Origin of the sequence: Vibrio coralliilyticus ATCC BAA-450 (assembly GCF_000176135.1) — a bacterium.
GTDB lineage: Bacteria > Pseudomonadota > Gammaproteobacteria > Enterobacterales > Vibrionaceae > Vibrio > Vibrio coralliilyticus.
The window spans coordinates 710,405-724,467 of record NZ_ACZN01000018.1; the positions used below are offsets into that span (position 1 = coordinate 710,405).

The 14,063-nt window shown below is 44.7% G+C and carries 14 protein-coding genes; 5 read left to right on the forward strand and 9 right to left on the reverse strand.

The window, feature by feature from the left end:
• The first annotated feature begins 23 nt into the window (after nt 1-23).
• The 3 genes from VIC_RS22595 to VIC_RS22605 all read left to right on the forward strand — a co-directional run bounded on the left by VIC_RS22595 (nt 24) and on the right by VIC_RS22605 (nt 1,933).
• Entirely contained in the window at nt 24-620 is a 597-nt protein-coding gene (locus VIC_RS22595; protein ID WP_010451980.1) for a tyrosine-type recombinase/integrase, read from the forward strand.
• 208 nt (nt 621-828) lie between these two features.
• Nucleotides 829-1,413, forward strand: coding sequence for an NAD(P)H-dependent oxidoreductase (locus VIC_RS22600; RefSeq protein WP_006962696.1), 585 nt, complete (start codon nt 829-831; stop codon nt 1,411-1,413).
• A 154-nt stretch (nt 1,414-1,567) separates the two neighbouring features.
• Nucleotides 1,568-1,933 (forward strand): winged helix-turn-helix transcriptional regulator, encoded by a 366-nt coding sequence (locus tag VIC_RS22605; protein ID WP_006962697.1) that lies wholly within the window; start codon nt 1,568-1,570, stop codon nt 1,931-1,933.
• Between the two features lie 107 nt (nt 1,934-2,040).
• Here the strand turns inward: VIC_RS22605 and VIC_RS22610 are convergent, their stop codons facing one another.
• The 4 genes from VIC_RS22610 to VIC_RS22625 all read right to left on the reverse strand — a co-directional run bounded on the left by VIC_RS22610 (nt 2,041) and on the right by VIC_RS22625 (nt 4,623).
• A complete protein-coding gene (locus tag VIC_RS22610) occupies nt 2,041-2,580 on the reverse strand; it encodes a redoxin domain-containing protein (protein WP_006962698.1) in 540 nt (179 codons plus the stop codon).
• 149 nt (nt 2,581-2,729) lie between these two features.
• Nucleotides 2,730-3,386 (reverse strand): DsbA family oxidoreductase, encoded by a 657-nt coding sequence (locus tag VIC_RS22615; RefSeq protein ID WP_006962699.1) that lies wholly within the window; start codon nt 3,384-3,386, stop codon nt 2,730-2,732.
• 75 nt (nt 3,387-3,461) lie between these two features.
• Nucleotides 3,462-4,028, reverse strand: a complete 567-nt coding sequence (locus tag VIC_RS22620) for a carboxymuconolactone decarboxylase family protein (RefSeq protein ID WP_006962700.1) — start codon at nt 4,026-4,028, stop codon at nt 3,462-3,464.
• Nucleotides 4,029-4,038: 10 nt separating this feature from the next.
• Nucleotides 4,039-4,623 carry an NAD(P)H-dependent oxidoreductase gene (locus VIC_RS22625; RefSeq protein ID WP_006962701.1) on the reverse strand — a complete coding sequence of 195 codons (585 nt, stop codon included), beginning with the start codon at nt 4,621-4,623 and terminating at the stop codon, nt 4,039-4,041.
• Between the two features lie 298 nt (nt 4,624-4,921).
• On the opposite strand from VIC_RS22625, the gene VIC_RS22630 reads away from it, so the two are divergent.
• Both VIC_RS22630 and VIC_RS22635 read left to right on the forward strand, forming a co-directional pair.
• Nucleotides 4,922-6,124 (forward strand): low temperature requirement protein A, encoded by a 1,203-nt coding sequence (locus VIC_RS22630; RefSeq protein ID WP_006962702.1) that lies wholly within the window; start codon nt 4,922-4,924, stop codon nt 6,122-6,124.
• A gap of 64 nt (nt 6,125-6,188) precedes the next feature.
• Nucleotides 6,189-6,935 (forward strand): ion transporter, encoded by a 747-nt coding sequence (locus tag VIC_RS22635; RefSeq protein ID WP_006962703.1) that lies wholly within the window; start codon nt 6,189-6,191, stop codon nt 6,933-6,935.
• 175 nt (nt 6,936-7,110) lie between these two features.
• Here VIC_RS22635 and pheT read toward each other — a convergent pair whose 3' ends face one another.
• From pheT to VIC_RS22660, 5 genes are all read right to left on the reverse strand, one after another.
• Entirely contained in the window at nt 7,111-9,516 is a 2,406-nt protein-coding gene (pheT, locus tag VIC_RS22640; protein WP_006962704.1) for a phenylalanine--tRNA ligase subunit beta, read from the reverse strand.
• 18 nt (nt 9,517-9,534) lie between these two features.
• Nucleotides 9,535-10,518 carry a phenylalanine--tRNA ligase subunit alpha gene (pheS, locus tag VIC_RS22645; RefSeq protein ID WP_006962705.1) on the reverse strand — a complete coding sequence of 328 codons (984 nt, stop codon included), beginning with the start codon at nt 10,516-10,518 and terminating at the stop codon, nt 9,535-9,537.
• A gap of 220 nt (nt 10,519-10,738) precedes the next feature.
• A complete protein-coding gene (locus VIC_RS22650; protein WP_006962706.1) occupies nt 10,739-11,881 on the reverse strand; it encodes a GGDEF domain-containing protein in 1,143 nt (380 codons plus the stop codon).
• Nucleotides 11,882-12,072: 191 nt separating this feature from the next.
• Nucleotides 12,073-13,254, reverse strand: coding sequence for a hypothetical protein (locus VIC_RS22655; protein ID WP_006962707.1), 1,182 nt, complete (start codon nt 13,252-13,254; stop codon nt 12,073-12,075).
• Between the two features lie 8 nt (nt 13,255-13,262).
• The gene (locus tag VIC_RS22660) at nt 13,263-14,063 is read right to left on the reverse strand and encodes an outer membrane lipoprotein-sorting protein (protein WP_006962708.1); all 801 of its coding nucleotides are present in this window, start codon (nt 14,061-14,063) and stop codon (nt 13,263-13,265) included.

A 14,063-nucleotide genomic window follows, 5' to 3' on the forward strand; every position in this document is an offset into this window, starting at 1 on the left:
GACCAAATAAGGAGGAGGTCATTATGGTGGTTTTCAACAAAACAAAACGAAGTGGCGTCAAAAAGCCTTTTCGGCTTGAGGAAATTTGGCGGATCAGAACCAGACTAGAGATTGAAAATAGTTTGATGCAGCTTGCGCTACTTAACTTAGCTATTGATAGCAAACTTAGAGCAAGTGACTTGCTCTCGCTCAGGGTTTGCGATGTATCTTCTCAAGGTAGGATATTCAGTCGTGCTAAGCATACTCAACGAAAAACAGACATTGAAGTTCAATTTGAAATAACTACAAGAACTCAACAAAGTCTAATGAAATGGATTTTGATTTCTGCTTTAGACGCCAGCGATTTTCTTTTTCCAAGCCAAAGACGAGAGCAACAACCAATTAGTTATTCGTACTATAGGTCCCTAGTCAGAAAGTGGGCATCAGATCTTGGGTTGGATTCTCATCTTTATGGTACTCACTCAATGAGGCGAACCAAAGCTACATTAGTCTATGCAAAAACGAAAAACATTCGAGTGGTGCAGCTTTTACTGGGACATACAAAGGTAGATAACACGATTCGCTATCTTGGTGTTGAACTAGAAGATGCATTATTACTTTCAGAAGACACTGATTGTTAGTTGAAAGGAGCCCTATTTCTTAGGGTTCCAATTAGCTAGTCTCTGACAGTCTGTGACCCTATATGAGTCATTCCATATACTCTTAAGAGTAGGTTACTAAAAGTATACTAATTGTAATCCAATATCAGGTAACTAATATATACCGCAAGACACAAGATACGAGGGTTTCATTTGTGTATCCAATCTATTTTTTGCGGAGTAATTAGCTATGAGTAACGTTCTTATCATCAATGCCCACGAACCATCACCATTCTCAGAAGGTAAACTTAACGCTTCTTTGGTAGATAAAGCGGCGACATTATTAGAGCAGAAAGGTCATTCAGTTCGTATCGTAACCATGCAAGAGGAATGGGTCGTTGATGAACAGTTAGCGCATTTTGAGTGGGCTGATCGTGTTATTCTGCAATCCCCAGTAAACTGGATGACGATCCCTTGGTCTTTCAAAAAATATATGGATGAAGTATTCACTGCTGGTATGGGCGGCGAATTGTGTGCTTTTGATGGTCGTAGCGCAGAAGAGCCAACTAAGAACTATGGTACAGGTGGCACGCGTACTAACACCAAATATATGCTTTCACTGACATTCAACGCACCAAAAGAATCTTTTGATGATCAAGATGAATTCTTATTCCAAGGTAAAGGTGTGGATGATTTAATGTTCCACATGCACGCTAACTTTCGTTTCTTTGGTATGTCAGCATTGCCGACTTTCGCTTGTTATGACGTGATGAAGAATGGCGATATTGAAAATGACTTTGCACGCTTTGAATCGCACCTTAATGAGCTATTTTAATTAACAAGACCAGCAGGGGTCGCTAATTGCCTCTACTGAGAACTTAATTCAATCAGCGCATAGTGCTACTATAGTGTAAAACTTAAACTAGGGACTTGTGGCTTCTTTCAATGAATGAACCCCTGCTATCTGGTTTCTTGATTTGTGAGATTGTATGAAAGCAAGAGTAGAAGTAGATCCAAGAGGGCGTAAAAATGTTATCGATGCCTGCTCTGAGCCTTGTGCGATAGAAAAAGGCATGCGGATCTTGGGTTCTAAGTGGAAAGGTTCCATCATCTATCATCTGAAAGACGGCCCAGTCAGATTTAATGATCTTACAAGAATGTTGGGCGGAGCCAGTAAGAAGATGGTTGACCAACGCCTAAAAGAGCTAGAAAGTGAAAATATGGTGGTACGTCGCGTGATCAATGACAAGCCACTAGCGGTGAGTTATGAGCTGACTGAGTTTGGCACAAGCGCTCTGACAATTCTTGATGAATTGAGGAAGTGGTCTGAAAGTAACAATATTCAGATTAAATGATGTTCGGCTATGTAGTGTTGGTTCAAACAATCACTGAACAACCGATACAAAAAGGCAACCTGTTACTAGATTGCCTTTTTTCATTCTTGCCTTGTGAGGTTTGAGACTTAGTAGTCTAGCGTTCCTCGGATTGGGTAATGGTTATTTGGATCACGAATCCAGGCTAGACCGCGAGTTAATGCGCCAAGCTCTGGCCTTACAAATGGGTTGTTTGATAGGTCAACTACATGGACATTGCCGTGCTCATTGACGACAAACAGCCCCGGCTCTGCAAAGTTATGGTCAGTTTCTGCTTCTGAACGCGGTAGAGAAATATAAAGCCCTAACGTCTTCATTTGTTGCTCACTTAGACCATAAGCAATAGGGAAACTGATATCGAGCTTTTCTAGATGTTGTTCTAATTGTTGTTTTGAATCGGCAGAGACAGCCAAAATATCAACGCCTGCATCGCTGAAGGCCTGCTTGTGAGTCTCAATTTCGTTAAGGTATTTGGTGCAAAGCGGGCAATGCTTACCACGATAGATAAACACCGCTTGCCATGTTGCATCACCTAGAGGCTGACCTAGCGTAACTTTGGTCCCATCCAAGGTTGTTGCTTCTAATGTAGGGAAAGTGTCACCGGCTTTGAGCTTCTGTGAGTATGTCATCTCGACTCCTTGAATTGGGTTTACAACTAAGTAGATAAAAGTAGATAAAAAGATAAGCCACTAGGAAACCAGTTGCAACTGGTATACTTTTAGTAACCTAGTTATGGGCGTGAGAATGTCTACCTCGTCTGGATGAAAACGGCAAAGCATTATTCTGCATCCGCCTTAGCCATCAGTTCAGATAGGATTTGTTTATAACCTTCAACTGGGTGCGCCCCAGAAACGCCAGACTCACGGTTGAAGACGACCGTTGGCACACTTGAAACACCCATTTGCTGCCATTGTTTCTCTGCGTTACGTATCGCACTACGTTGCTCCGCATCATTTAGCCAGCGCATTCCTTCTTCAGGGTCAAGGCCTACAAAGATTAGCTCTTGCTTGAGAATCTCGCGGTCAGAGACGTCTTTCTGCTCACTGAAAAATGCGGTAAATAAACGCATTTTTAGTTCAGTCTGCTTGCCCAAACTCTTGGCGTAATCAAGTAGAAGGTGTGCGTCAAATGTGTTCACCATCTTCATGTCATCAAAGTAGTTAAACTTGAAGCCATGCTCCGCGCCAATGCTGGCGATACGAATACGCGCGTTTTTACTTTCCTCTACACTACTGCCATATTTACGTGCAACGTGCTGACGAAGGTTTTCTCCCTCAGCAGGCATATCCGGATTGAGCTCAAAAGGTTGCCATTCAATCTCGATGCGGTCTTCAATGCCAAGCTCTTTAATAGCGGCTTGTAAGTGGTTGTAACCAATAATGCACCAAGGGCAAACGACATCACTAATAATGTCTAGTTTAATCATATTACTCATGATGATTCCTTATTAGAAAGTACTGTAGGCGTTACGCAAACAGTACTTGAGTGGTGTTATTGCTGTTGATTTAGATTAACGCTCGTTAGGATGCGTCCACGCATATTTTTGGAATGGCGCATCAGGTTCAGTATGTGCCAGTGCGTTAGTGAAGTTCGAGATAAGCTTTGCAGACAAACCCGTCAATACTTCAAGTGCTTGACGCTTGGTGAAACCTGCATCTAGGAAGGCTTGCAGTCTTTCATCACCAATATGACCACGGTTATCAAGCAGCTCTTTGGTAAAATCATGCAACGCTTGTAACTTCACATCAGGAATTGGAGTACCTTCGCGCAGCGCTTCAATCGCTTCATCTGGCATTTTGCCTGCTTTCATCATCCATGTATGACCCGGAACGCAGTAGTGACAGTTGTTCTCAAAGTTCGCTGTCATGAAGACCACCTGCTGCTCTAGCGGGCTGAATGTTGTGTTCTTGATAAACAGTTCGAAAACCGTGTTGTATGCTTCGTACGTCGCTGGTGCTTCAGCAAGAACTGCGTGCAGATTGGGTAGCATGCCAAAGCCTTTAAGAGACTGTTCTACCAGAGCTTTAGACTCTTCAGGTGCGGTTTCGGCGTTGTAACAAGTAAACTCAGTGCTCATGGTTATCTCCTTAGAAGTTAGCGTCTAGGTGCGCTTCAAAGCGAGCAAAGTCGTTCTCAATGTCTGCGTTTTTCATAACGTCGTAGCAAGCAAAGGTTGGCAGTGCAGACATGCCAAAGAAGCGGAAGTTTGCGTGCATGTGGAACATCAAGTCATCAACACTACAACCTTGGAATAGGTATTCGCTATCATCATTGAATGATTCTTCTGGCGCATTGAATGTGAAAGAAAGCATGTATTTCGTATTTGTACGAGTCCCGCCTGTTCCATAATTTTTCTTTGGTTCTTCTGGCGTTCTGCCATCAAAGGCACATAGCGCACCACCCATCCCCGCAGTGAATACTTCATCCATGTATTTCTTGAAAGACCATGGGATGGTCATCCAGTTGACAGGTGATTGAAGGATCACTCGGTCTGCCCATTCAAAGTTCGCCAGTTGCTCATCAACTACGATGTCATCTTGCATTGTAACTACACAAACTTCGTGGCCCTTTGATTCTAACTGGGTGCGAGCTTTCTCAACTAAAGCCGCATTTAGTTTGCCTTCAGAAAATGGAGATGGTTCGTGTGCGTTAATGATTAGAACGTTACTCATGATATTAACCCTTCAATATTTGGATGTTTACAGAGCGAATAATGATTTCGCTGTCTTGCGGTTTATTATGGTTACCTAGAATTAGACTACAACTAGTTAACTTTTAGTAACCACTATAAATTTCAGCAAAATTGACAGTAAGTTGATGTTTAATAGGCACTTTATTTTTTAAGGGTTAAGGGCAGGCATAGATAAGCAGAAATAGGTTACCAAAAGGATACTACTTGAAATATCGCAGGAGGTTACAATAATAAACCACATAAACAGAATAGAGTACTAACCTATAGGACATAACTGTATGGATTTATCCCAAAAACACCCATTGTGGCGTAAACCAAAACATCATCTTGATGCAGATAGCAGCAATGATCATGTGCATTGGATTGAGCTTTTTTACGATTTAGCCCATGTGGTATCGATTTTTGTTCTTGGGAACTTCTTAAGTCATCATCTTGGCTTTGGTGGTTTTGCCATTTTTGCTGCACTGTTTACCGTGATCTGGGTTGCCTGGTTTGACTTAAGCCTTTTTAACTCCATTTATGTCAGCACCGATGTCCAGCACCGTTACATTATGGCGGCGCAGATTATCACCATTATGATCATGTCATCAGCGATAGTGCATATTGATGGTGCTGGTTGGGCTTACTTTGCTATAGGTTACGCGATAAACCGAGCGATTATGTCACTGCTCTATTTCAGGGCTAAAACGGTCGAAGATAGTGAGACTTGTCTACCAAGTCGCATGTCACGAAACTTTGCTATTGGCTCAGTCATCTTCTTTATTAGTGCGTTTCTCCCTGCGCCATATAGCTACATGGTCTTTGCTGCCGGGATGGTGATTTTAGCTGCGTTGTATGTCGCGCCAAAAGTTGGCGTACTTTACAGCAAGCGATTCTTACCGCGCTTTGGACATATGGCGGAACGTTTTGTACTGCTACTACTTATCGTTGCTGGCGAGGGCTTTTTTAAGCTTGTCATTACTCTTGCAGAAAAGGGCATCGATGATGTGGTTGGCGATGTGTTTGTTAATTACGCATTTGGTGGTCTCTCTATTTTCGTTTTATGTTGGATCTATTTTGATTTTGTTGGTAATGGCAAGCCGCGTGATAATGAGCCGAAAACATTCATCAAGTGGACGGTCGCTCACCTGTTCTTGATGCTTTCTGCTGTCATGATAGGTGTTGCACTGTCAGCGGAAGTGAAGATTAGCTTTATGGATCAATACCCATTCAAATATGCGTTGATTGGTTGTTTAGGCTTGGCGACATACCTGTATTGCTTGCTTCAGATTCAAAACGTTATTGAACTTCGCACGGCCCATCGTTTTGCTACTGCTAAAGTTCGTTATATTGGTATTGCGCTGTGCTTTGTGACGCTTGCTATTGTGTCGTTTGTTCCTTCAATTGTAGCCAATGTCGTATGGGGAGCAGCATTGTTCTCTCAGATCCTCATTCCTGTGAGAACTGCATTTAAAACCCTGACTGAAGAAGCTGAGCAATAGCTCGATTAAGCCCTTTTGTTTGAACCGCAGGGCAGTCTACTTTGCGGTTCACTGGATTGCCATTATGTATCGACCAAAAGTACCGGAACAAATCACAAGCTTTCAATTGGCAGTCTTAATACTGTCTTTGTTTGTTGTGGTCTCATTAACCATTGAACTTATCTTTAAGTTACCGCCTGAAATTCTTCAGATATTGATTTACGTAGATACCTTTATCTGCATGATCTTCTTTATCGATTTTGTGCAGCAGTATCGTGCTGCGCCATCAAAGCTTGAATACATGAAATGGGGCTGGCTTGACCTTATCTCTTGTATTCCGTTAATGGAGATGAACCAGTTTGCTCGTTTGATTCGTGTGTTTCGCCTAATCCGTGCAATCAAATCTATCTCTATGTTTTCTCATGCAATCAATGAGAACAAAGCGTCCACGTCACTGCATTTTATGGTAGTGACTTCATTGACGATGATGGTGTTTGGCTCTATTTATATTCTCTATCTTGAGAAAGAAATGCCGGGTGCCAATATTCACACCGCTGGTGATGCGTTTTGGTGGACATTCGTCACCATCACGACGGTTGGATACGGTGACTTTTTCCCTGTGACTCTAGAAGGGCGCATTGTTGCCATTGTTTTAATCACGACTGGCGTTGGTATGTTTGGTAGCTTTACCGCGGTTCTCGCCTCGTGGATCATGGACACTTCTAACGAGCGTAAGATGGAGGTTCAGATCTTAGAAGAGGTGCATGAGCTCAAAGCAGAGGTTCGGGAATTGAAATCAATACTAAAAAAGCAAACTGAAAGAAATGAGTAGTCTGCTATCCTGCAGCTAGACTTACCATACTTGTAGTTATTCATGAGTTGTTAATATTCAATTTTTCGTAACTCATTTTTGTCCACTAATGAGCTAACACCCTAGCTCCTTAATCGCCCCAAACAAAAAGGCCTCGCTATGCGAGGCCTTTGATTTTCTATCTAATCAGTAGTGATTAGTCGCGTAGCGATGCACCAAACTTATCAGATACGTGAGCAACGATTGCGTCAACCGCGCCAGCGATGTCTGCATCTTCAAGCGTACGCTCTACTGACTGTAGTGTTAGCGCAATTGCTAGGCTCTTCTTACCTTCTTCAACGCCTTTACCAACGTATACGTCGAACAGCTTGGCATCTTTCAGGAACTCACCACCTTGTTCTAGACACGCTGCAACGATGTCGCCAGAGGCTACTGCTTCATCAACAACTACCGCGATGTCACGACGGTTTGATGGGAACTTAGAAAGCTGAACCGCTTCTGGAATCACTTTAGTGTTGATTGCAGACCATTCCACTTCGAATACGATAGTACGGCCGTTTAGACCAAACTTACGCTCAAGTTCTGGGTGAACGGTACCGATTACACCTACTTGCTTACCATCAACGATGATTGCTGCAGATTGACCTGGGTGAAGTGCTGGGTTCGCTGCTTTATCTTCAGCCGAAAGCGCAGCAAAAGAGTATGCGTTTTCGTTTGCTGTAAGCTCAAGAACCGCTTCTAGATCGCCTTTCAGATCAAAGAAATCAACCGTGTTAGTTTCTATGTCCCAGTGCTCTTCGCTGCGAGTCCCTGCGATAACACCGGCAAGCATAGGCTCTTGGCGCATACCGTTTTCAGCAGACTCACATGGGATGAAACGCAGGCCGTATTCGAATAGACGAACGCGTGGCTGTTGACGTTTCTGGTTGTGAACCACAGTGTTTAGTAGACCTTGAATTAGGCCTAGGCGCATTGCTGACATATCCGCAGAGATTGGGAATGGCAGAATTAGCGGCTCAACACCTGGAACAACAAGCTTTTGCTGCTCTGGCTCAACGAAGCTGTAAGTGATTGCTTCTTGGTAACCACGGTCAACTAGTAGGTTACGAACGCGTTTTAGCGGAATGTTCGCTTCAACGTGGTCGTGCATCTTAAGTGCTGCCGCTGGGTTTTGGTTAGGAATGTTATCGTAACCGTAGATACGACCTACTTCTTCAATTAAGTCTTGCTCGATTGCGATATCAAAACGCCATGTCGGTGCTGTCGCTGTCCAACCAGTGTCAGTTGTTGATACTGTTAGGCCAAGACGCTCTAGGATTTCAACAACATCGCTGTCTGCAATGTGGTGACCTAGTAGGCTGTCTAGCTTAGTGCGACGTAGTGACACTGTGTTTGCTTTTGGTAGGTCAGCTTCTGACTCTTCAGCAACAACAGGGGCTACTTCACCGCCACAGATCTCAACAAGAAGTTCTGTTGCACGCTCCATTGCGCTCGTTTGTAGTGCGAAATCGACACCACGCTCAAAACGCATTGAAGAATCTGTATGTAGACCGTAGCTACGCGCGCGGCCACGGATGTGGTCTGGTGCAAAGAACGCACACTCAAGTAGTACGTCTTTAGTCTCAGTGGTTACACCAGACTCTTCACCACCGAAGATACCTGCGATAGCAAGTGCTTTGTTGTGGTCTGCGACAACTAGAGTATCTGCGTTTAGCTCAGCTTCGTTGCCGTCTAGAAGAGTTAGCTTCTCGCCCTGCTCTGCCATACGAACGACGATGCCACCTTCAATCTTAGCAAGATCAAATGCGTGCATTGGCTGGCCTTGCTCTAGAAGAATGAAGTTAGTGATGTCTACTACTGGATCGATAGAACGGATACCACAACGGCGCAGTTTTTCTTGCATCCAAAGTGGTGTTTCAGCTTGAACGTTTACGTTCTTAACTACACGGCCAAGGTAACGTGGACATGCAGCAGGTGCTTTCACTTCGATAGAAACAGTGTCGTCAATCGCTGGAGCAACTGGGTTTACCGCAGGCTCAGTCACGTCTGCACGGTTTAGAACGCCAACTTCACGCGCCATACCACGGATACTGAAACAGTCAGCGCGGTTAGCCGTTAGGTCTACGTCTACTGTTACGTCGTCAAGACCTAGGAATTCACGGAAATCAGTACCGATTGCAGCGTCTTCTGCTAGTTCCATGATGCCATCAGATTCAACGTCGATGCCTAGCTCAGAGAATGAACACAGCATGCCGTGTGATGGTTGACCACGTAGTTTTGCTTTTTTGATTTTGAAATCGCCTGGTAGAACAGCACCAACAGTCGCTACAGCAACTTTGATACCTAGGCGGCAGTTAGATGCGCCACAAACGATGTCTAGAAGTTCTTCAGCGCCAACATCTACTTTGGTTACGCGTAGTTTGTCAGCGTCTGGGTGTTGACCACACTCAACCACTTTACCTACTTTAACGCCAGTGAAAGAACCAGCAACAGGTAGTACGTCGTCTACTTCTAGACCCGCCATTGTGATTTGGTGTGTAAGTTCGTCAGTCGATACCGCAGGGTTTACCCACTCACGAAGCCAAGATTCGCTAAATTTCATAGTGATGGTTCCCCTGGATTACTTGAACTGTTTTAGGAAACGAAGGTCGTTCTCGAAGAACGCACGAAGATCGTTTACGCCGTAACGAAGCATAGTCAGACGCTCAACGCCCATACCAAATGCAAAGCCAGAGTATTTCTCAGGGTCGATGCCTACGCTGCGAAGTACGTTCGGGTGAACCATGCCACAGCCTAGAACTTCAAGCCATTTGCCGTTCTTACCTTTCACGTCTACTTCTGCTGAAGGCTCTGTGAACGGGAAGTAAGAAGGACGGAAACGAACTTCAACTTCTTCTTCAAAGAAGTTACATAGGAAGTCATGCAGGATGCCTTTTAGCTGTGCGAAGTTTACGTTTTCGTCTACTAGCATGCCTTCCACTTGGTGGAACATTGGCGTGTGCGTTTGGTCGTAGTCGTTACGGTAAACACGGCCCGGTGCGATGAAGCGGAATGGTGGTTTACCATTTTCCATCGTACGGATCTGAACGCCAGACGTGTGCGTACGTAGCATTAGATCTGGGTTAAAGAAGAACGTGTCGTGGTCAGTACGCGCTGGGTGATCTTCTGCGATGTTTAGTGCATCAAAGTTGTGGAATGCATCTTCAATCTCAGGACCAGACTCAGTGTTAAAGCCTAGCTCACCAAAGAACTGTTCAATACGCTCAACTGTACGAGTCACAGGGTGAAGACCACCGTTCTCGATACGACGCCCCGGTAGAGTCACGTCAATAGTTTCTTCAGCCAGCTTCGCTTCTAGCTCTGCACGTTGCAGTGCGTCTTTGCGTGCGGCAATCGCTTGTTGAACTGCACCTTTTGCTTTGTTGATCTCTTGACCAGCAGTACGGCGCTCTTCTGGTGGTAGTTTACCTAGGCTTTGAAGTTGAGCCGTTAGCTCACCTTTCTTACCTAGATACTGAACACGCACTTCATCAAGTGCGACTAGCGAATCAGCAGCTTCAATTGCTGCGCCCGCATTAGCAATGATCTCTTCTAGATGTTGCATCGTTTCCTCATCTACCTTTAGGTAGTTTCCATAAGGGTTCCCGCGAGGGATTTTTGGTATTTTCAAATAGCTGTACATAGTAACGAAAGCGAGGTCTAAATCCAATCTGAAATCGGGATTCGACCTCTCTTTGGGTAAAAAAACAGCTTAATGATTGTTCGAGTTCATTAAGCTCAGCTATTTGGGTCTGTATCGACGAGGAAACTGGGTAAATTAGACGCTAGCGTGAAGTGTCATAGGCAGAGGAATGGAGCGGTTGCTCACACGTCGCAACACAGTTGCGTCCTTGCGATTTGGCTTTGTAGACCGCGTTATCTGCCCCCTTAATGAGATCGTTGAAATCTCTCATTTCATAGGTACGCTCTGCCACACCGACACTAATGCTGCCACACCAGATGTCATCACCTGCGGGCACACGCATTTGAGCAACAATTTGTCTCGTTTGTTCCGCCACATGCGCGCCTCCTTCGACGTCAGTATTAGGGCAGATGACGAAGAACTCGTCCCCGCCAAGACGACACACCAGATCATCACTGCGAAATGAGTCATTTAGCGTCTGAGCTAACTCCACCAGCAAGCGATCGCCTGCGTCGTGCCCCGCACTGTCATTCACCTGTTTGAAGTTGTCAGCATCAATCATGATGCACACCAAAGGCTCTTGATTGAGGGTTGACTCATGCCAGTATGCTTTCAGTTTGCGAATAGCACAGCGTCTATTGGGAAGCTGAGTGAGTGGATCAGTTAAAGATAGCTCTTCAAGCTGCTTATTCGCTTTGGATAACTGTTTAGTCCGTTCTTTCACTTTATCTTCTAAGCACTGATTCAGTTCCAGCAGCTCTTTGTTTCGGTCAGAAACCTGTTCGAACAAGCCATTAAGCGCCTTAAGAAGCGGCTCCGTCGAGCTGTCTTGTTTCTTCTCTTCGCGCTCATAAGCGGTCTTTGGATCCACACCCGCCTGAACCTGTTTAACCTGACGAGACATATTCTGGTCAATGCCAAGGATATGGTAAGCCAACCAATGAATCAGAAAGTTAAACAACTGCTCAGAAGCTTTCTTGTTTTCATCACTGATGAACGCCTGCATGCTGATAATATCCGTCATAAAAGCACGGTGTATTTTGATATGGCCTTCAATATGAGCGGGGTGAAGCCCTACCGAATGCATGAGCGCTTCTTCTTCCTTGAAATGAAATTCTGCGTATCGAGATAATTCAAACAGCGCCATGCGAATGTCTTGTAATGACATATTATTCTTGGTGAGTAACTCTCCATATCGATTGATGATCTCGACTAGGTATTGGTGTTGTTCATCAACATCGTCTAAGCCGGTTTCGTAGCAGTTATCCCATTGAAATGACTTCATTCGCTAATAGCCTTCAGAATTATATTTATCACATTGCACTGTCAGCACGATGCATAAAAACCATAAATGATTTATGGATTTTACATAGGAATGTAGCGATGCTAAGGACTTAAATACAAAAAAGGGAGCTGGATCAGCCCCCTAGAGTTTGGAATAAAGATCACGTTTAAAAAGTGTTATTGAGCTCTCACTTAGAAGTAATACTCTAACGACACTTCAATGAAGTCATCCTTACGCGCAAAGTACAATAAGTCGTCAGGTGTGTCATTCTCAAACCACCACCCATCAACTCGCCATTTAAGGTGATTGGTCAATCGACTTGACGCTTCCAACTTAGCACTGAACACATCACTGTTATCCAGATCCTGTGTGAATCCGAGTAATATTTCGGTACCATCCTCATCGTTCAGCTCGAAACGTGAACCAATGAACACATCGTTTTGACCTGTACTTTGAGCATTGTTACCTCGACTGTCATAGAGATACTCTGCGATAAGCCCAACATCCCAAACACTTTCCAATGCACCAACAATGGTGTATTCAAATCCTGAAACCAACCCAATGTGGTGATCAAAACTGTCACGATAGATACTCTCGAGCTTCCACAACCAGTCACCTACGATGCCTTGAATATCCACGCCGACTTGCTTCGCCTGCGCGTAGTAAGGCTTCAAGTCAGTCCCTTGAAGGCGGAAATACGGATCGCGGTTAGTCCCTTGAAAGTAGCTCAACCCTAAATCCCAATCTCCAAACATCTGGGTGTATCTCACCGCATAATCAACGTGCTGCTCCTCATGAGAAGATTCATAAATCGCATCCTCTGAGACTGGCAATGTCGTCCTCAAACGCCCATCTTGGCCTGCAAAGGTACGCTCACGGAAGTAAGGAAGAAGCATCGCGTCAAGAATTCCCCAATCTTTGACTGAAGTTAGGTGCAACATGGGTTGCCCTAGCTTGTCTTCGCCGTCCACCGCTTCAATCGCATCGGTTTGATTCACCACATCGACCAGATGTGCAGACTCAGTAACACCCCAGAAAACCTTTCCGATCCCGGCACGTAGTTCGTAGTCATCCCAGTAAGTTAAATAAAGCGCTTCTCGAATGTCGCCGTGACTTCGCTCATCATCTTCGCTGTCTAAACGATAAAAAGGCGTGAAGGTAAAATCTGAATTGTCATCAATCTCCCAATAAAATTCAGGCTGTAAGACGATTGAACTTTGACCTTTACCTTGCCCCTGAAGTCCGTCGGAAAAGAACTGTCTATGCTCAAGATTGACCTGACCTGAGAGTTCGAAACCATGGCAATGTAAGGCAGCTAGCGTCAGTGATACACAGGCCGCGAGGCGACCTGTCTTATTCCATATTTTGCTCATAGCGATCCTTATTTCACCCGTTTGAGGATATTCTTCTCAAAATCTCTTGCTCTCAAACCAGTCTGAAACTGGAGATCACTAGTAGTAAGCAACGTGCTCTTGCCTGTTTGATGGTTCGTCATCGCCATGGTGTGCGCACGCCAATATTTATCTAGATAAAGCTGGTAATCATCGAATTTAAGCGTTTTCAGCAGTGACCCTTTTCGGTCATAGAATTCAACTTGCATTGGTCGGTAATGCGCTTTATCCAGCCAGACTTGCTGTTTGGTGTAACCCGAGTTTTTGTCTGTTGGTATCTGCTCGACAACGAAAGTGCTGCGCCCTCCGAACTCTTCATCACGGAGGTAAGTGAAGGTGTATTTCTCCAGCTCAAACGAGCTCAAGTCTTCATAAGCAAATTCACTGCCCATAAACGGGCCCGATTTATTGCGTGAGGAAATCCGCTTAACTCGTTTAAGCGCTGGTAGATATAACCATTGGTCATCAGCATCGATAGTGTGCGAGTGGTTGAGAAATGCCGTTCCTTTGACGTCTCTTGGCTGATCGAAAATCGTCAGTCCTTTATCGCCGTCATCAGCCACTTCAAATGACTTCATACGCATTTCGCGAGTACTGCTCTCTCCTTGAGCGTTTTTCAGCACCATTTGCATGGTTGCGATTGAGTCACCCCAGCCTTCATCTCGTGCTTTGCGTTCGGTCGCAATTTCCAAACCTTTTTCAGCGTTGGCAAACGCCATAGACTGACTGCCAATTGTCAACAAAGCAGACAGCGCGACCGATGTGATCAATGAATAATTTGAACGTTTCAT